The organism is Dickeya ananatis (assembly GCF_019464615.1).
GTDB lineage: Bacteria > Pseudomonadota > Gammaproteobacteria > Enterobacterales > Enterobacteriaceae > Dickeya > Dickeya oryzae.
In genome coordinates this window covers 2,149,506-2,167,913 of the sequence record NZ_CP040816.1, presented here as the reverse complement: position 1 = coordinate 2,167,913, position 18,408 = coordinate 2,149,506, and the positions used below count along the sequence as shown (strand labels likewise).

General features: G+C 52.1%; 18 protein-coding genes. 10 read left to right on the top strand and 8 right to left on the bottom strand.

The window, feature by feature from the left end; genetic code table 11:
• The first annotated feature begins 7 nt into the window (after positions 1 to 7).
• The 5 genes from FGI04_RS09545 to dmsD all read left to right on the top strand — a co-directional run bounded on the left by FGI04_RS09545 (position 8) and on the right by dmsD (position 8,133).
• Positions 8 to 3,682, top strand: a complete 3,675-nt coding sequence (locus FGI04_RS09545; protein WP_407321328.1) for a DNA translocase FtsK 4TM domain-containing protein — start codon at positions 8 to 10, stop codon at positions 3,680 to 3,682.
• Between the two features lie 189 nt (positions 3,683 to 3,871).
• Complete coding sequence (gene lolA, locus FGI04_RS09540; protein WP_407321329.1) at positions 3,872 to 4,486, top strand: outer membrane lipoprotein periplasmic chaperone LolA; 615 nt, start codon at positions 3,872 to 3,874, stop codon at positions 4,484 to 4,486.
• A gap of 7 nt (positions 4,487 to 4,493) precedes the next feature.
• Complete coding sequence (locus tag FGI04_RS09535) at positions 4,494 to 5,837, top strand: replication-associated recombination protein A (RefSeq protein ID WP_407321330.1); 1,344 nt, start codon at positions 4,494 to 4,496, stop codon at positions 5,835 to 5,837.
• A 106-nt stretch (positions 5,838 to 5,943) separates the two neighbouring features.
• Positions 5,944 to 7,239, top strand: a complete 1,296-nt coding sequence (gene serS / locus FGI04_RS09530) for a serine--tRNA ligase (protein WP_342700638.1) — start codon at positions 5,944 to 5,946, stop codon at positions 7,237 to 7,239.
• Positions 7,240 to 7,518: 279 nt separating this feature from the next.
• Entirely contained in the window at positions 7,519 to 8,133 is a 615-nt protein-coding gene (gene dmsD / locus FGI04_RS09525; RefSeq protein WP_342700639.1) for a Tat proofreading chaperone DmsD, read from the top strand.
• A gap of 79 nt (positions 8,134 to 8,212) precedes the next feature.
• On the opposite strand, the gene FGI04_RS09520 is transcribed toward dmsD, so the two are convergent.
• The 3 genes from FGI04_RS09520 to FGI04_RS09510 form a co-directional block, all read right to left on the bottom strand.
• Entirely contained in the window at positions 8,213 to 8,818 is a 606-nt protein-coding gene (locus FGI04_RS09520) for a glutathione S-transferase family protein (RefSeq protein ID WP_407336638.1), read from the bottom strand.
• Between the two features lie 147 nt (positions 8,819 to 8,965).
• Positions 8,966 to 9,610: a DsbA family protein gene (locus FGI04_RS09515; RefSeq protein ID WP_012884959.1), complete on the bottom strand. Its 645-nt coding sequence runs from the start codon at positions 9,608 to 9,610 to the stop codon at positions 8,966 to 8,968.
• 286 nt (positions 9,611 to 9,896) lie between these two features.
• The gene (locus FGI04_RS09510; RefSeq protein WP_407336637.1) at positions 9,897 to 10,772 is read right to left on the bottom strand and encodes an MBL fold metallo-hydrolase; all 876 of its coding nucleotides are present in this window, start codon (positions 10,770 to 10,772) and stop codon (positions 9,897 to 9,899) included.
• Between the two features lie 103 nt (positions 10,773 to 10,875).
• Between FGI04_RS09510 and FGI04_RS09505 the strand changes: the two genes are divergently transcribed.
• Both FGI04_RS09505 and FGI04_RS09500 read left to right on the top strand, forming a co-directional pair.
• Positions 10,876 to 11,784, top strand: a complete 909-nt coding sequence (locus FGI04_RS09505) for a LysR family transcriptional regulator (protein WP_407336636.1) — start codon at positions 10,876 to 10,878, stop codon at positions 11,782 to 11,784.
• Between the two features lie 141 nt (positions 11,785 to 11,925).
• Complete coding sequence (locus FGI04_RS09500) at positions 11,926 to 13,074, top strand: MFS transporter (protein WP_168365571.1); 1,149 nt, start codon at positions 11,926 to 11,928, stop codon at positions 13,072 to 13,074.
• Between the two features lie 22 nt (positions 13,075 to 13,096).
• Here the strand turns inward: FGI04_RS09500 and FGI04_RS09495 are convergent, their stop codons facing one another.
• From FGI04_RS09495 to FGI04_RS09480, 4 genes are all read right to left on the bottom strand, one after another.
• A complete protein-coding gene (locus FGI04_RS09495; protein WP_342700642.1) occupies positions 13,097 to 14,026 on the bottom strand; it encodes a LysR family transcriptional regulator in 930 nt (309 codons plus the stop codon).
• Between the two features lie 531 nt (positions 14,027 to 14,557).
• The gene (pflA, locus tag FGI04_RS09490; RefSeq protein ID WP_407336635.1) at positions 14,558 to 15,355 is read right to left on the bottom strand and encodes a pyruvate formate lyase 1-activating protein; all 798 of its coding nucleotides are present in this window, start codon (positions 15,353 to 15,355) and stop codon (positions 14,558 to 14,560) included.
• A 40-nt stretch (positions 15,356 to 15,395) separates the two neighbouring features.
• Positions 15,396 to 16,382: a phage integrase gene (locus FGI04_RS09485; RefSeq protein ID WP_407339887.1), complete on the bottom strand. Its 987-nt coding sequence runs from the start codon at positions 16,380 to 16,382 to the stop codon at positions 15,396 to 15,398.
• Positions 16,383 to 16,448: 66 nt separating this feature from the next.
• Positions 16,449 to 16,742, bottom strand: coding sequence for a helix-turn-helix domain-containing protein (locus FGI04_RS09480; RefSeq protein ID WP_407336634.1), 294 nt, complete (start codon positions 16,740 to 16,742; stop codon positions 16,449 to 16,451).
• A gap of 161 nt (positions 16,743 to 16,903) precedes the next feature.
• Here FGI04_RS09480 and FGI04_RS09475 point away from each other — a divergent pair, with 161 nt between their 5' ends.
• Positions 16,904 to 17,119, top strand: coding sequence for a hypothetical protein (locus tag FGI04_RS09475; protein ID WP_407336633.1), 216 nt, complete (start codon positions 16,904 to 16,906; stop codon positions 17,117 to 17,119).
• Here FGI04_RS09475 and FGI04_RS09470 read toward each other — a convergent pair.
• On the bottom strand, positions 17,088 to 17,555 hold the full coding sequence (locus FGI04_RS09470) for an ECs1072 family phage-associated protein (protein WP_407336632.1): 468 nt from the start codon (positions 17,553 to 17,555) through the stop codon (positions 17,088 to 17,090). The genes FGI04_RS09475 and FGI04_RS09470 overlap by 32 nt on opposite strands.
• A gap of 119 nt (positions 17,556 to 17,674) precedes the next feature.
• On the opposite strand from FGI04_RS09470, the gene FGI04_RS09465 reads away from it, so the two are divergent.
• Together FGI04_RS09465 and FGI04_RS09460 are read left to right on the top strand one after the other, a co-directional pair.
• Entirely contained in the window at positions 17,675 to 17,965 is a 291-nt protein-coding gene (locus tag FGI04_RS09465; protein ID WP_038904579.1) for a Cox family DNA-binding protein, read from the top strand.
• Between the two features lie 4 nt (positions 17,966 to 17,969).
• Positions 17,970 to 18,281, top strand: a complete 312-nt coding sequence (locus FGI04_RS09460; RefSeq protein WP_407336631.1) for a Cox family DNA-binding protein — start codon at positions 17,970 to 17,972, stop codon at positions 18,279 to 18,281.
• The last annotated feature ends 127 nt before the right edge of the window (positions 18,282 to 18,408 follow it).

Genomic DNA, 18,408 nt, shown 5'->3' with positions numbered 1-18,408 from the left:
GAGACGCTTGAGCCAGGAATACACAGAAGATAAAGACATCACGCTGGAAAAACTCAGCGCGGGTCGACGTTTACTTGAAGCGATGTTAATCGTCGTGGTGCTTTTTGCTATTTATCTGGCGGTAGCGCTACTGAGTTTCAGCCCTTCGGACCCCAGTTGGTCACAGACTGCCTGGCATGAGCCGATTCATAATCTGGGGGGCGGGGTAGGGGCCTGGCTGGCCGATACCCTGTTTTTCGTTTTTGGCGTACTGGCGTATGCCATTCCTGTTGTGATGATCTCGCTGTGCTGGGTTGTCCATCGCCAGCGCGGACAACGCGCCACGTTGGATTATTTTGCCCTTTCATTGCGCCTTATCGGCACATTAGCCTTGATACTGACGTCCTGTGGGCTGGCAGCGCTTAACGTAGACGACATCTACTATTTCGCTTCTGGCGGGGTACTAGGCAGCCTGCTCAGTAGCTCAATGATTCCGCGCTTCAACAATATTGGTGCCACCATGATTTTGTTGTGCGTGTGGGCGGCAGGGTTGACCCTGTTCACGGGCTGGTCCTGGTTGACGATTGCGGAAAAGATCGGTGCTGGTGTCATGGGATGCCTGACACTCTTTTCCGGCCGTCGTCGTGAAGATGACTACCTTTACGATGACGATGATATCGATGAACAACCCGTAGACGCGAAACACGACGCCTCCCGTCACGATAGTTTGCGTGAGGAGCACGTGCATGCCGATAAAGACGATGTGCTGATTGCGCCTGCACCGTCCCCGGCAGACGAGGATGAAGACGACGTGCTGTTTTCCGCACCCGCTGTGACGGCCATATCGGCAGTGGCGGCCGCATCAGCACAGGCGGATACGTCAGCTACCCTAGCTACCCCAGTCGCTGACACAGTAGCGGCAGCAGTGGATGTGCTGCAGAGAGAAAATCAGAGTCAGCACACGACGGCGATGCCTGATGCGGAACCGGTGCTGAAGCCACATCCTGAACCGATAGCGATGACGCCGTTGCCAGAACCGACTGCGTACTCAGTGCCATCGCCCATGAAACCCTCACCAGAAGTCGCTCAGCGAGCGGATGTCCCTCCGGTGACGATGTCCTATCCGCCATCGTCTGTCTCTGGCGGTGTCATGTCATCATCGTTTGGCTCTGCGCCATCCTTGCTGGAAACTATGCCGGACTGGCAGCCGCTGACATTGCAGGCAGACGATCGTATTGGCCGAACAGCAGCGACGGTGACAACAGAGGCTGCCGTTGCGAGTACTGTCGCGGCAATCAGTGAACCGGAGCCTAAGAGTGCGACGCCGTTTATGCCGGCATTCACTACTGATGAAGAGAATAATCCGCAGGTGAAACGCGGTATGGGGCCGGAATTGCCGCGACCCAATCCGGTGCGCATTCCCACACGGCGTGAGCTGGCATCGTATGGTATCAAACTGCCTTCACAGCGGCTGGCTGAACAGCAGGCTCGTGAGGCCGAACGGGCGCAGGCATCCCATGCAGAGCAGCCAACAAGCGCTTCAACAACGCAAAATGGGCTAACCGCACCCGAGGGGCTGCTGGCACAAGATGGTGTAACGCCATCAGATACGGTGGCGGCATTAGCTGCTCAACCATCGCTGCATTCTGCACAATCGGCACCGACAGGTTTTTCTGACGATGATCAGGAGGCGTTGGCCCAGGAGGCAGCATTACGACAAGCTTTTGCCGACCAGCAACGTGAGCGCTACGGCGATACCTACCCGGACCACGAAGAAGCACAAGACGCGTTATTGCAGGCGCAACTGGCGCGTGATTTCGCTGCCATTCAGCACTCCCGTTACGGTGAAAGTCATGAGCCAGAACCGGAAGAAATTGATGTGCCGCGCGCGGTCGTGGCTGAACCGCCTGTAACCACAGGCGGTCATGTCTCTGGCAATGTGCTGACAACCGAAGCACCACACCTGTCAGCAGTACATCAGGCAGAAGCACATCAGACAAAAGACAGCGTTTATGCCATTTCGCCGTTTGCCGACCTTGTGGATGATGGCCCATCGGAGCCGCTGTTTACTCTCTCGGCCCAGGAGTCGTTCCCGGATGATGAACCTGCCTCTGTGCCGGTTGAGCCTAAACCGGCGGAAATGGAATCATCACCGTCGATTATGGATAGCCTGATTCATCCCTTCCTGATGCGAAATGATCAACCATTGCAGAAGCCGACAACGCCATTGCCGTCGTTGGATCTGCTAACGCCTCCGTCGATGAATGACGCGCCGGTTGATCGGGTTGCACTGGATGAGATGGCGCGTTTGATTGAAACCCGGCTGGCGGATTACCGCGTCAAGGCGACGGTGGTGGATTACCATCCCGGGCCGGTGATCACCCGGTTTGAGCTGGATTTAGCGCCTGGCGTCAAGGCCGCCCGTATTTCCAATCTGGCGCGTGATCTGGCGCGTTCTTTGTCGGTGGTAGCGGTGCGTATTGTCGAGGTTATCCCCGGCAAACCTTATGTGGGGCTTGAACTGCCTAACCGCCATCGTCAGACCGTTTTCCTGCGCGAAGTGCTGGATTGCGACCGATTCCGTGACAACGCTTCGCCGCTGGCTGTGGTGTTGGGGAAAGATATCTCTGGCCAGCCAGTAGTGGCCGATCTGGCGAAAATGCCGCACTTACTGGTTGCCGGTACCACCGGCTCAGGGAAATCGGTCGGTGTGAACGCCATGATCATCAGCATGCTGTATAAAGCGACGCCCGCGGATGTTCGCTTTATCATGATCGACCCGAAAATGCTGGAATTGTCGGTATACGAGGGTATCCCGCATCTGTTGACCGAAGTTGTGACCGACATGAAAGACGCCGCTAACGCACTGCGTTGGTGTGTTGGTGAGATGGAGCGTCGCTATAAACTGATGTCAGCGCTGGGCGTGCGTAATCTCAGCGGCTATAACGAGCGCGTGATGCAGGCTGAATCGATGGGGCGCCCGATCCCGGATCCATTCTGGAAGCCGGGTGACAGTATGGATACCCAGCCGCCGGTGTTGGAAAAACTGCCTTATATCGTGGTGATGGTTGACGAGTTCGCTGACCTGATGATGGCAGTGGGCAAGAAGGTGGAAGAGCTGATCGCGCGTCTGGCGCAGAAGGCCCGTGCCGCTGGGATACATCTGGTGCTGGCAACGCAGCGTCCGTCGGTCGACGTGATTACTGGCCTTATTAAGGCCAACATTCCGACCCGTATTGCCTTTACCGTATCAAGCAAGATTGATTCTCGTACCATCCTCGATCAGGGTGGCGCAGAATCGCTGTTGGGTATGGGGGATATGCTGTATATGGCGCCCAACTCGTCGATCCCGATTCGTGTTCACGGGGCGTTCGTCCGTGATCAGGAAGTGCATGCGGTGGTTCAGGATTGGAAAGCGCGTGGCCGTCCTGAGTATATCGATAGCATTATTAGCGGTGATGACGATGGCGAGGGCGGTAGCCTGGGCTTTGACGGAGACGAAGAATTAGATCCGTTGTTCGATCAGGCGGTAGCGTTCGTGGTGGAAAAACGGCGTGCTTCAATTTCTGGGGTACAGCGACAGTTCCGCATCGGTTATAACCGCGCAGCGCGTATCGTTGAACAGATGGAAATGCAGGGGATTGTCAGCAGCCCCGGCCATAATGGCAACCGTGAGGTGCTGGCTCCGCCACCGATGGAGTAATGTTCAGTGGTGATATCGCTTCCTGCACCCGTCCTGCAAAGAAGCGTAAAATGTCGTAGATAACAGATAATTCGTCTGTCATGCCGCTTCCGGCTGGGATACAGTAGCGCCCAGCCGAGTCGCGTTCGGTTGAGCGCGACGCCTGTGGTTGGCCGCAGTCGCGGTAAGAACACGCAAAGGATTTTTTGTATGATAAAAATAGGGTTGATAACGGGCTGTTTGCTCACCAGTCTGGTTTCCAGCGCAGTCTATGCTGATGCCGCCAGTGATTTGCAGAGCCGTCTTAGCAAAGTGAATAGCTTTCATGCCAGCTTTGCGCAGAAAGTCACAACGAATGATGGCGCAGCAGTGCAAGAAGGGGCCGGTGAACTGTGGGTAAAACGCCCGAATCTGTTTAACTGGAAAACCACGACACCGGATGAAAGCACGCTGGTGTCTGATGGCAAAACGTTATGGTTTTATAACCCTTTCGTGGAACAAGTCACGGCAACCTGGGTGAAAGACGCGACAGGCAATACACCGTTTATTCTGATTACCCGTAATGACCCGAAAGACTGGGGCAAATATAACGTGAGTCAGAAAGGGGATGAGTTTGATCTGACCCCCCGGGTGGCGAGCGGTAACCTCAAGCAGTTTTCTATTAACGTGAGCAGCGACGGCACGATTCATGGCTTTACCGCCACCGAACAGGATGGGCAGCGCAGTGCCTATACGCTGAAGAACCAGCAGAATGGCGATGTGGATGCCGCGAAGTTTCGCTTTATGCCGCCAAAAGGCGTAGCGGTGGACGACCAGCGTCAGTGAGGCGTGTGTGAGTAACCTGTCCCTCGATTTTTCCAATCAACAGTTTCAGCCGCTGGCCGCGAGAATGCGGCCGGTTACTCTGGCGCAGTATATCGGCCAGCAGCACCTGTTGGGGCCAGGAAAACCGTTACCACGTGCGATTGAAGCCGGGCAGCTTCACTCCATGATTCTGTGGGGACCGCCCGGTACCGGGAAGACAACGCTGGCTGAGTTGATTGGCCATTACGGTCAGGCTGATGTCGAGCGTATTTCTGCGGTGACGTCTGGCATCAAGGAGATCCGCGAAGCGATCGAGCGGGCCCGCCAGAACCGTGATGCCGGACGGCGTACCATCCTGTTTGTGGATGAAGTGCACCGGTTTAACAAAAGCCAGCAGGATGCGTTTTTACCCCATATCGAAGATGGCACCATCACGTTTATTGGGGCTACCACGGAAAACCCATCGTTCGAACTTAATTCGGCGTTGTTGTCTCGCGCACGTGTTTATCTGCTCAAAGCATTGAGTGTTGAGGATATTGAGCAGGTACTGTTGCAGGCGTTACAGGACAAAGAGCGCGGATTAGGTGGGCAGCAGATTGTACTGCCTGATGAAACCCGTCATTTGCTGGCAGAACTGGTCAACGGCGATGCTCGCCGTTCATTGAATCTGCTGGAAATGATGGCGGATATGGCCGAAGCCGACGCCACTGGCCGACGCCTGTTGACGCTGGAATTGCTGAAAGAAGTCTCTGGTGAACGCAGCGCCCGCTTCGACAACAAAGGTGATCGTTATTACGACCTGATTTCAGCGTTGCATAAATCGGTTCGTGGCTCGGCACCGGATGCTGCGTTGTATTGGTATGCCCGCATCATTACCGCCGGGGGCGATCCGCTATACGTTGCCCGCCGTCTTTTGGCGATTGCTTCCGAGGATGTCGGCAATGCCGATCCCCGTGCCATGCAGGTGGCGATAGCCGCCTGGGATTGTTTCACCCGTGTCGGTCCGGCGGAAGGTGAGCGGGCTATCGCTCAGGCGATAGTGTATCTGGCGTGTGCGCCGAAAAGTAATGCCGTGTATACCGCGTTTAAATCGGCGATGCGTGATGCCCGTGAAAAACCGGATTACGATGTGCCGGAGCATTTACGCAATGCGCCTACCCGCCTGATGAAAGAGATGGGCCTGGGGGCAGAGTACCGTTACGCGCATGATGAAGTTAACGCTTACGCCGCTGGCGAAGTGTATTTCCCCCCTGAAATGGCAGAAACACGCTATTACCAGCCGACTTCTCGTGGTTTAGAAGGCAAGATTGGTGAAAAGCTGGCCTGGCTCGCTGCTCAGGATCAAAATAGCCCGACAAAACGCTACCGCTAGCATTCACGTTGCGGTAAGGTTATTGCGAGATTTTCTTCTGCACGGTGCCGCCACCGGCACCCTGTAATTATCAATATCCCCTTAATAATACAAGCACAGGACTAGCATGCTCGATCCCAATTTACTGCGTAATGAGCTAGACGCAGTCGCCGAAAAATTACTGGCTCGCCGAAATTTTAAACTGGATGTAGAAGCGCTGCGTAATCTGGAAGAACGCCGCAAAGTGCTTCAGGTTGAAACAGAAAATTTGCAGGCAGAACGTAACTCGCGATCGAAAGAGATTGGGGCGGCTAAATCGCGTGGGGAAGATATTGAACCACTGCGCCGTGATGTAAATGAATTGGGTGAGAAACTGGATGCCGCCAAGGCTGAATTACAGCAGGTGCAGAGCGACATTGAAAGCATTGCCCTGACGATTCCCAATATGCCTGATGATTGTGTGCCACTGGGTAAAGACGACACAGAAAATCAGGAAGTCATGCGTTGGGGTGAACCACGTCAGTTTGATTTCCCGGTGCGTGACCATGTAGACCTGGGCGACATGACGGGCGGTTTGAGCATGGCGCTGGGCGTGAAGCTGACTGGTTCCCGTTTCTCAGTGATGAAAGGTCAGGTAGCCCGGTTACATCGTGCGCTGGCGCAGTTTATGCTCAACCTGCATACCGCTGAGCATGGCTATGAGGAGGCGTATGTCCCTTATCTGGTCAACCACGCCACATTGTATGGCACGGGGCAGTTGCCTAAGTTTAAAGAGGATTTGTTTCACACCCGCCCTCTGGAAGAAGAATCTGAAACCAGCAACTATGCGTTGATTCCAACCGCGGAAGTGCCGTTAACCAATCTGGTACGTGATGAAATTCTGGATGAAGAGTCTCTGCCGATCAAACTAACCGCACATACACCATGCTTCCGCTCTGAGGCTGGCTCTTATGGTCGGGATATGCGTGGTCTTATCCGTGTACACCAGTTCGATAAAGTCGAAATGGTGCAGATCGTCCGTCCGGAAGACTCCATGCAAGCGCTGGAAGAACTCACCGGCCATGCGGAAAAAGTACTGCAACTGCTGAAACTGCCGTATCGCAAAGTGCTGCTGTGCAGCGGCGACATGGGCTTCGGCGCATGCAAAACGTACGATCTGGAAGTCTGGTTGCCGGCGCAAAATACCTACCGTGAAATCTCTTCCTGCTCCAACTGTTGGGATTTCCAGGCTCGCCGTATGCAAGCGCGTTGTCGCAGCAAAGGCGACAAGAAAACCCGTCTGGTACATACCCTGAACGGCTCTGGTCTGGCTGTAGGGCGTGCGCTGGTTGCGGTGCTGGAAAATTATCAGCAAGCCGATGGCCGGATCGAAGTGCCAGAAGTGCTGCGTCCGTATATGAACGGTGTGCAGTTTATTGGCTAACCCTCCGCAACATTTCATTTTATTAAAGCGCTCTTCGGAGCGCTTTTTTTATCTTTTGAAATTCATTCAGGCATGATGACGCGGTGTGGAATAGTCTGATTCCGCGCTTATAGCGACGTTGATAAGAGGATTCAGGCATCCTCTTATGGAGCGCTGGCTCATAGGGTTCTAAGTTTTTTGTCATTGCACTGACCGAGCGGTTTTCAAAAGAAGAAAGGCAAGGGCAGCATGATGAGAATAAGGGGAAAACTCCTGAAGATTGAGCCAGCGAGGTGATTTATGCCACGACATATCGTTAGTCTGACCGGACGCTTACTGGGCGCGCTACTCTATTACGCACCTGATGATGAACACAATGTCGTGTTGATTGAACGGCTGAGGCATTCCGCGTGGCAACGGACATGGCCGTGTGGTAGTCAGGCCGATATCGCCACTGTTGCCCGACAAATTCATAGCGGGTTACAACCCGGTTACGATGAGCGGTTATCGCTTGCCTGGAAGCGATGGTTCAGTGGTGATGAAGGCATGCCCGTACCACCCTGGGGGTCGGTATACCTTGACAGGCAGAACGTGTTGTTTGGTGATTCGACACTGGCGCTGCGGCGTTGGTTGCGGGAGTTGGGGATTGAGCCGCGTTGTGATCGCCATGAACCGGAAGATCACATTGGGTTGATGCTGATGCTGGCAGCGTGGTGTGCGGAAAATCAGCCAGACAGCCTGCCGGAACTGCTTAGCGAACATTTGCTACCGTGGTCGATGCGTTATCTGGATTTACTGGAGCGCCATTGCTGCCATCCGTTCTATCAGGGGGTGGCTCGGTTAACACACATTACCCTGCAGGACTGGCAGTGGCGTTTTCAGTTAATTCAGACGGAGAAGGCGCTTTTTTATTAATCCGCATTGAGTAATACCCCCCAGCTCTTTCTGTGAACATTGGGGGGGATTGATGTATGTGGCATCTGGTGAATGCTTTTTAGCCGTACCGTGCAGCTCGTTGCCAGGCAGGTCGGTCACGCATTGCTTCCAGTAAACGCCAGAGGTGAGGGCGAGATGGTGAGATCCAGCCGCGTTGAGCGGCGATATCCAACGGGAATCCCATCATGATATCCGCTGCTGAGAAAGTATCACCGGCCAGCCAGCGAGAGGTCGCCGCTTCTTGTTCCAGAAAATCGTAATGCAGGTTGCATTGGGTATTGACCATATTGCGGATTGGCCAGCCGAACGGACCCATCTTGTACGCCACCAGTTTGAGTAACATGGCCGACATTAACGAGCCCTCGGCGTAGTGCATCCAGTACCGGTAACGCCAGAAGTCTGGGCTATCAGCGGGCGGTGCCAGATGCGGGCCAAATGTCGCAACCAGATATTCCAGAATCAGTCCCGTCTCTGCCAGAACCTTGCCATCGTGTTCAATGACCGGTGCTTTCCCCAGCGGATGAATATCGCGTAACGAGGCCGGTGCGCGCATCGTGGCTTTATTCCGCTGGTAATTGATCACCTCATACGGCACATCCAACTCTTCCAGAAGCCATAAAATCCGCTGCGAGCGCGAGGTATTGAGATGATGAACTCGAATCATGAGGATCGCCCTGTGTGCTTGTCTGATGAAAGGACTACCATCCCATATCATGCCCGGCGAAAAAAGAAAAATCAGATGCCTCGTCTGGACTGGAGCAACCCGCTGTTTCTGATAGCGTTGTTCATGAAATAGCGGGTTGAATGTGTGCTACTGATTCTCTTCTACCAGTTTGAGCAGGTAGTTATGCCAGTCGTCTGCTCGCCCTAGCCAGGGCGCGATGTTCAACGTAGTAAAAATATCGTCTACTGCGAAAACGATGGTGGGGAAACCGGCACCGCCCGATTGGGTCAACCACTGGCGGCTTTCCTCAATGTGCTTACGGGTGGGTAAACCACGCCAGTGTATACAGGCGTTTTCAAAGTCTTCCAGCGGCAAACCAATTTCTACCGCCATTTTCAGTAGTACCGATGTTTCGGAGATGCACAGCCCTTCAACATAATGGGCGCGTTGCAAACGCTCGAGTAAATCAATTCCCCGGCCACCGAGCTCCTCGGCTGCCAGAATGGCTGTTGTAGGGGGTTCTGAATCCAGCGTTGCGGTGACATCCCACAGTAGGCCATTGAAATAACCATCACCGAATGGCTGTCCGCTCATCTGGGCAATGCGACGATCGTGCGGCTGAACGTAATCCCGCCATTCCGGTGTGATGCGCCGACGGTTCGGTCCGGTCATCATGCCACCAGCATGCAGCACAACAGGCAGCCCTTCAATTTTGCGAGCTGCATGGATTAACGGCGCTGCGGCGTAACACCAACCGCACAGAGGATCGAAGATGTAGTGTAGCCTGTTCATTCATACGCTCCGTATGTTGCCCGATGGATGGGGCACATCAGCAAAGGGAAAGAGACTGGTTATCGCGCCACAAACCTTCCCGAGCAATTGCCAGAGTGGCCTGCTATGACTACCTGTGTGACGCTCTGTCTTAATTATTGTCTATTTCCTGAGAGTTAGCAGGCGGTGGTGTCATTTTATCCTTCCGGTTCTGCGATCACAGATCGCAAACCTGAAAGAAAAGTCCCCACCGTCAGGCATCAAGGTGGACTGTGTCGCGGCAACCGCAGATATTATCCGGTGAATATTAAGGCCACTGCATTTCGCCTTTGATGACCTTGGCGCTCAGTTCCAACGAGGCGGCTTCACTGAGATCCGGGTAAGCGAGTTCCATCGCCTTAACCAGCGCAGTGCTATCCGCCGACAACGGAATGTTCTTCTCGAAGGTTTTCAGGTAATCGCGGGTAAAACTCACATTCTGTAGTGACCAGGGTGATGAGCCATCTTTGTTAGGCAGATAGTGACCGGGTACCACCGTGGTTGGGTTGAGCTTCTCGATAGAATCCAGATCGCTTAACCACGCCTGACGTGAGGCGGTAGTTTGGGTATCCGCGACCCACACATGAATATTGGCCGAGGTTTGCACGCCGCCGACAACGGTCTTCAGTGACGGGATCCAGACAAAGGTTCGGTCCGGTGTTGCCCCTTTCAGACCCATGATATCGATGTTGCTGCCTTCGAGTGTCAGGTGATCGGTGTTCAGCGGTTGAGGAGCGATGACCTGTTTCGGTGCATTTTCTTTCAGGATGGGGCCCCAGTAGGCGATTTTCTTGTCTTTAGTCGCGTTGATGGCCGCGATAGTTTGCGGTGTGGCTACAATCTGCGCGTCAGGGAAGGCGGCCTTCAATACATCCAGACCAAAATAGAAATCCGGGTCATGATGGCTGATGTAGATAGTCTTCAGTTTTTTTCCGGTAGCGCGGATTTTTGCCACCAGATTCTCAGCGTCGTTACGCTGGAACTGGGCATCAATGAGTAAGGCGTCATGTTCCCCGGTGATGATTTCAGACGACACCGGGAAGAGGGATTTTGCTCCGGGGTTATAGACTTCCATTTTTAATGCTGCGGAAGCGGAAAATGCCATAGACGCTAACAGCGTGGCAAGCAGGGTGCGTTTTAACATGGGGAATACTCCTTCCTGAATGAGAGGACGTCATGATAAATTTCATTTTCATAAAGAAAAATCCTCACTTTCGGTCGTCTTTGTTGCATAAATCGGACAAATAATGGATAGAATTACCGCCGCTCAGGTATTTGTCACTATCACCGAACAAGGTAGTCTGACTGGGGCAGCCGACGCGCTGGAGATGTCCCGCGCGATGGTGACCCGGTATCTGGCTGAAATGGAGCGTTGGGCTGAGGCTCGATTATTGCACCGCAGCACCCGGCAACTGAGTCTGACCCATGAGGGCGAAACGGTGTTGCAGCATTGCCGTGAGTTGTTGGCTGTATCGCACAAACTCGATATGCCAGCCAAAGGCAGGAAGGAGCCCTCGGGCTTACTGCGGCTGACCTGTTCTCCGTCACTGGCGCAGGCGACGTTGGTTGCAGCCATTACGACTTATCTGCTGCGTTATCCCAAAACAGCGGTTGACCTACAGGTTGCAAGCCATACCCTGAATCTGATTGAGGAGCGTATCGATCTGGCTATTCGTATCACCAGTCAGTTAGATTCGGGGTTAATTGCCCGTCGGTTGGGAGGCTGTCAGTCGGTCGTGTGTGCAGCCCCTTCGTATCTGGCGGCGCACGGTACGCCGCAGCGCGTGGAAGACCTGGCCGTGCATAATTGCCTGACCTATTCATTTTTCGGTAAGAGTCTGTGGCAGTTCACCCGTAAGGGCGACACGATAGCGGTACCGGTCAGCGGTAGCTTCAGCGCCAATGATTCGCTGATGCTGCTGGAGGCGGCGCTAAATGGTGCCGGAGTGAGTTTACAACCGGTCTATTCCGTTACCGATTTGATCGCCAGTAAACGGTTGATTGCACTATTTCCGGAATCACAACCGCAAGAGTTGGATATTTACGCGGTATATCACTCGCGTGAGAGAATGTCGCCCGCGTTGCGAGCGCTGGTGGATTTTCTGGCGGAGTGGTTTGGCAATAATCTGGAATGGAGGCGTGTAGCCCGGCGCTGAGATCCCTGTAAAGGCACCGCATCGGCCGGCAATCGGGACGCATGGACAAAATGTGCGACAGCCTGTGAGAAGGCAATTGACTTTGCCATTGGCAGTGGCATGATGCGCGCAAAATATCCTCTCTTCTCGGTTTGCCTTTCCATGTCAACCTATACACGCCCGGTTCTGCTGTTGCTCTGTGGGCTGTTGCTGCTTACTGTTTGTCTGGCAGTGTTAAATACGCTGGTGCCGTTATGGCTCAATGATCGTCAATTGCCGGTCTGGCAGGTGGGCGTTGTAGGGTCAGCCTATTTCAGTGGGAATTTGGTGGGTACGCTGGTGGCTGGCAGGTTAATTCGATACAGCGGTTTTAATCGCAGTTACTACCTGGCAGTACTGATGTTTGGCGGTGCGACGGCCGCGTTAGCATTATCGCCGGATATTTGGAGCTGGATTCTGTGGCGCTTTGTTGCCGGGATTGCCTGTGCGCTGATTTGGGTCGTAGTAGAAAGCGCGCTGCTGTGCAGCGGTAATGCGCTCAATAGAGGGCAACTGCTGGCTGCGTACATGATGGCCTACTATTTGGGCAGCGTTGTTGGGCAGTTGCTCCTGAGCATGGTGTCTACCGCACTGTTCAGTATTCTGCCTTGGCTGGTGGCGTTGGTGCTGCTGGCTGCTCTGCCGTTACTGTTTGCCCGCATCCCACCTCCTCAGCCTGTTACGCACCGTGTCAACGTCTGGCGGATGCTACGCTATCGCACCGCCCGGCTGGGGATTCAGGGGTGTGTGATTTCCGGGATCATTCTGGGGTCGCTATATGGTTTGATGCCGCTGTATCTGGCTCATCAGGGGATGAGTGACGCCAGTGTCGGTTACTGGATGGCGTTATTAATCAGCGCGGGTATTCTCGGACAATGGCCCGTCGGACGAATGGCGGATCGCTACGGTAGATTGCTGGTGCTGCGAGTGCTGGTGTTTGCCGTGATCCTCGGTTCGTTGGCGATACTGCTTCCGGGGCGGTATAGCATGGCGTCGTCACTGTTTCTGCTTGGTGCTGCCGGGTTTACGCTTTATCCGGTCGCAATGTCGTGGGCTTGCGAGAAGGTGGCACCCAATGAGTTGGTCGCCATGAATCAGGCTCTACTGCTTAGCTATACCATTGGCAGCCTGTGCGGACCGAGCCTTGCCGCCATGCTGATGCAGACCTATTCCGACAAGTTACTGTTTGTGCTGATTGCAGCGGTCTCGCTGGGGTATTTGATTATTCTGCTGAAAAAAGCCGACCATCATCCCCGACCGCTGGCAGTATGAGGTGACTGCCGTGTCGACTGATTTATAGTCGGCGTCGACGATAGGCTGGCGAGAGTTGCCCGATTTCGGCAATGTTGTTCCACAGGACTTCAGCCACCGGGCTTAATCGCTGTCTGGCGTTGCGAACCAGATAAAAAATACTGTTGAGCCGCAGGTTTTCCGGCGCAATGGCCGTCAGCATGCCTTCCTGCACCCAGCGTGAAGCATAATGGTCCGGCAAAAAGCCCACGTGGGTGCCAGCCAAAATCAGTAGCATGCAACCTTCTTCGCTACAGGCAATGTGTTGTTGTCCTTGTTTGGCCACCGGCCCGAGTTGTTTGCACATCTCGTTCATGGCGTAGCCGCCAACCAATAACCGCTTTGGGTTAAGGGTGCCGTCACGCCATTCCTGCTCAATACGTCCAGCGTGTTCTGCAGCAGCATAGAATGAGCTGTGCTCAATAAACGCTGGCTGGAAGAAAATATCAGGTGGTACGTCGTCTGGCAGGACGGTCAATACGACATCCAGCTCACTGTTGCGTAGCCGCTCCATCAGCGACTGATGGTCGCTAACGTAGAGGTTCATGGATGCATCGGGGCTTAACTCAAGTAAGCGGCGTATGGCTAGCGGAACGGCTCGCTCCGGATGCGAAACAATATTATCCAGACAGCCCAGTCTCACCTCACCAATCAGCTCATGTTTGATACGAGCCAGTCGATTGGCAAAATCATCCAGTGTAGCGATTACCGAACGTGCTTCCTGATAAACCAACTCACCCTCTGTCGTGAGGGAAAAACCACCGCGGCCTCGCTCACACAGAATCAGCCCTAGCGTGTCCTCTAGCCGCGACAGGTAGTGGCTTAGTACTGGCTGACTCAGACCAGTGGCCTCCTGTGCATTGGTGATACCTTTATTCTCAACAATCTTACAGAATAGTTTCAGCCAACGAATTTCCAGTTTATCGAGCCGCATAATGTGTCCCTGAAGCACAAATACCCAGCGTAATTCAGGTTGCTGGCACGCTGTCAGTATCACGCTATTCCCGCGCTGTGCGGGTGTCTGCGTGGGCGAGCGCTGGTCCTGCTGTGTGATTACTTTGGGTATAAGCTGGTTCAATTAGCATTGAACGCCGTCCATGGTGTTCAATGTCTTTTTCTGTGGCGTATACCTCTCGCCTTATCTGCAGCGAGTCGATGTCCCACAATGTGTGATGCACGACGCCCTGAGTTTCTCCATTTTGTCTCATTGAGTGGCGCGCTGCTCTCTGTCACATCATCGTTATCATGCTTTATTTTTATAGTGCACGCTTGCTTCGGATTGTGACACGTGACGAGCGAGGAAAATTGTGATGCTTGTTGGCGATGCAAGCTGGGTAGGCCAGCGAATGGAGGAAGAGGGAAACGGTAGCGGTAGCCAGCCAGAGTGCGTCAGCAGATGACGTTAACTCCGGCTGGTCAGCAAGGCAGGCTGGTTATTCCTGTCTTTAACGGTGGTGTTTACCGATTAATACACCACCTTGTGGCCGTAACTGGCCAGAATGGACTTAACGCGATCCATGGTGTCGGCTTTAGGCGGCTTCACGCCATCCAGCTTGTATTCCTCGCCCATGGCTGTCCATTTGTGCTTGCCTAATTCGTGGTAGGGCAATAGCTCGATCTTCTCGATATTACTCATCCCTTGGGTAAACTCGCCCAGCAAATGAGCGGAGGCATCGTCATCACTCCAGCCAGGCACGACCACATAACGAATCCAGGTACGTTGGTTGCGTTTGGCAAGATAACGGGCGAAATCCAGTGTACGGTGATTGGATACCCCCACCAGATTTTGGTGTATCTCGTCGTTGAGCTGCTTGAGATCCAACATAACCAGGTCGGTGGCGTCCAGCAGTTCGTCAATCACCGGGTCGTAGCGTCGCACGAAACCGTTGGTATCCAGACAGGTATTAATCCCTTGCTCATGACAGGCACGGAACCAGTCGCGGACGAATTCAGCTTGCAGAATAGCCTCACCGCCTGATGCCGTTACACCACCGCCGGACGCATTCATAAAATGGCGATAGGTCACCACTTCTTTCATCAGTTCTTCCACCGTGATTTCCTTGCCGCCGTGGGTATCCCAGGTATCACGATTGTGGCAGTAGAGGCAACGCATCAAACACCCCTGGAAAAAGGTGATGAAGCGAATACCGGGGCCGTCTACGGTGCCACAGGATTCGAAAGAGTGAATGCGACCAATAACTGACTTGGTGGCCCCCGCATCGGCGGGGGATTCATTTGAAAAACAACCTGTTACGCTATTCATAAAGTACCAATTAGTGCTAAATAGTGCTGGTTCATGGACATTATATGGACACTCCGTTTAGTGGGTTAAGCGTCACAGCGTCCTGTAAGAAGTCAGGTGCAAAGTGCGCATAGACCATCGTTTGCTGGATCGTTGAGTGCCCTAATATCCGCTGCAATGTAACGATATTACCGCCATTCATCATAAAATGCGTGGCGAATGTATGCCGAAAGACATGCAACGCTTGTCCCTCCGGTAAATCAGGTTTCATTGCACGCAGCGTATTTCTTACCTTTCTGTAGTTTGGCCTGAAAACATAGCCTGATTTCACACGTTTTAAACGGTTCGTCAGTTCCTGAGAAATAGGAATAGTTCGGCGTTTCCCGTTTTTTGTTTTCATGAACGTCACCATATTGTTGATGATATGCTCACTTTTCAGGTTAGCCACTTCACTCCATCTTCCTCCGGTAGCCAGGCAAACCAGAACGGCGTCCAATTCATCACCTTCTAATAAGCTGAGCAGATCGGGGATCTCGGATGCAGTCAGGAACGCCATTTCTGTCAGCGATTCTTTGAGGGGTTTAACATCCTTGAACGGGTTAGGGCAGTGGTATTCTTCCGCGTCAATTAACTTTGTAAACATACCACTTAAGATGGCATGGTGGCGGTTAACGCTGGACGCCTTTAATCCATTGTTCAACATGCTTACCCTATAATCCATGATGGCTTTTTTGGTTAATTGATCTGCCCGTGAAACGCCCATCTCTTCAAATGTCGCAATGATGGTTTTTAGCCTCCCATGCTCGATCTCACCTCGTGCATGGCTTTTGCCGTGATACACCCACCATAACGCCAACAGTTCCAAGAGTTTCCGGCGGTCTGCTGGTTTCTCTATCCAGTCTTTGTTGTGGTAATTCACAAGGATATGGCGTTCAAAAATCTGCGCTTCACCCTTAGTATTAAATTTACGCCTGATGCGCTTTCCCTCGGCACCCTGCGGTCTAACGTCCACTTCATAGCGACCATCATCGAGTTTCTTAATTGCCATAAGAACACTCTCCGATGTAGTCATCATCCTGATATGCAATATCAAAGATGTAACTTATGTAAATATTTATCCAATATTCTGGTTTGATTGGTGAGATTTTGTTTCTTCTGGCCCAATGTGTGCGAGGGCCGGTGCGATCTGACCAGCTTCCGGTGCTGTTTTATCCGTCATTAACCACAGGGTGTATTTTTGAAACCGTGGATGCATTGTGATTTTCACCAGTGCGTTTCCCCCTGGTTCAAACAACCCGGTTTCGTACTTAGCTAAGGTACTTCTTGATAAATCTATGATTTCACAAAGTTGGTTTTGGCTTAGCCCCTCAGCCATCCTTATCGCGCGAATTTTCTCGCTCAATTTCATTTGACTTTGTTCCTATTTAGGATGTAGATTCCCTTCATGTTGTTCCTATATGGGAAACAATGAAGGCGCGAAAAACCAACCGCGAACATAAGCAACTGAAAGCCGATGTAAGCGGTTGGTGATCGGAAGAGAGTATCACGGTAAGGGGGAGGGGTGAACGGATGGAAGGTGAGAATCAAGTAAGACCCAGCATTATGCGTGGTAATCTCACTGATGATGAATTGATTGAGTTCTTGAAAACTTTCATTAAGAAATTAGAAGCCCGCGAATTTTTCAAGGAAAGACCAGAAAAACTGCGGGCCAGTGCAGATAGTGCTGAAAGGGAGTTAGACGAGCTGAATGAATTTATTTCCTCAGTTCTTCATCAGCATAATTAGGATCCCATTCTTCTTCTATATAGGAAGGGTAATCTTTCTTGAATTTAGAAATATCGTTATTGGTGTGATGATAGTTATCACTAAGATTTATAATGTGATTTATGACATTGTCAGGAATTTTATATGCATTTATTTCATTCCATAAAATGATTATTGCATCGTTTAGTGAAATATTTTTTGCTTCAGTGAATGTTATCCCTTTTTTATTAAAAAGATAATGAGTTAATGCGTTTCTACCGATGAGGGCCTCTCTTTTTTTATCAAGACTTTCGCGGTACTCAAAAAGTATAAGGTTAAGTTTAAAGATCACAAGAGTTCTAAAAGTTAAAGGGGCGCAAAGATAAGTGTTATCTGAGTTATTTATTTTGAGGGCAGTTGCGATATTGTTAAATGTTTTCTCGTAAACCCTAAAACATGCAGTCAGATTTAAATCCATAAAATAGACTCCTTTGTCGGTAGTTGATTGATGTGAGCACAGCAATCCTACCATAACCACGCGCCGGGCGTGGCTAAAAATCCCGGCACATATTCAATAAATAAAAAGTGAGGTTTGTGATGGGTGAACGCGTTTATGAGGTTCGCTATCCGGTTGATGCTGTTCCATATCCGAAATTTGCGGAACTGATCGGTAAGTCGGAAGCGGCAGTAAAAGCCATGGTTGATAAGGGTAAATTGCCGCTTGTTCCGTGGGTGAATCCTGAAAAATCAAATCCTAGTCGCGCTGAAAATTGGGTTTATATCCCGGAATTTAACCGTGCTATGCGCGAAGCGTTTATGAATCGACCAGAAGAACAGCGTGACGCATGGCTGTTATGGCTGGGGCTGCGACCTGAAGGGGGGAAATAATAACATGGATGATTTGTCAATAATTGAGTCACGTCGCCAGATTCGATTGTCAGAGAAACCAGCCGATCTTTTATCAAAAGAGGGTTTTGCGCTGTACGTCGGAAAAACTCCAGCCGCGATTGTTGCGATGGCAAAAGCCGGGAAATTGCCCGCTTTTTACATGGCAGACCCATTAAACCCAGGCGGCCACGCTGAACTGTGGATTAACCGCCGTGAATGGGATAGCTATGCGGCACAATTGGTGGATGGCGCGCCGCCAGAATGGCATGGGTGGAAAGATCGTATTAGCGCAAATAAAAGAGCACGAAAGGGGTGACATGGAGAATAAAAAGTCAGGCCGCCAATACGCCATTACACAATTAAGTAAACACACAAACGTATATCGGGGCTTCTCAATTATTAAATGTCCGCGAACGATATCAAATCCGGTTACCCGATATCGT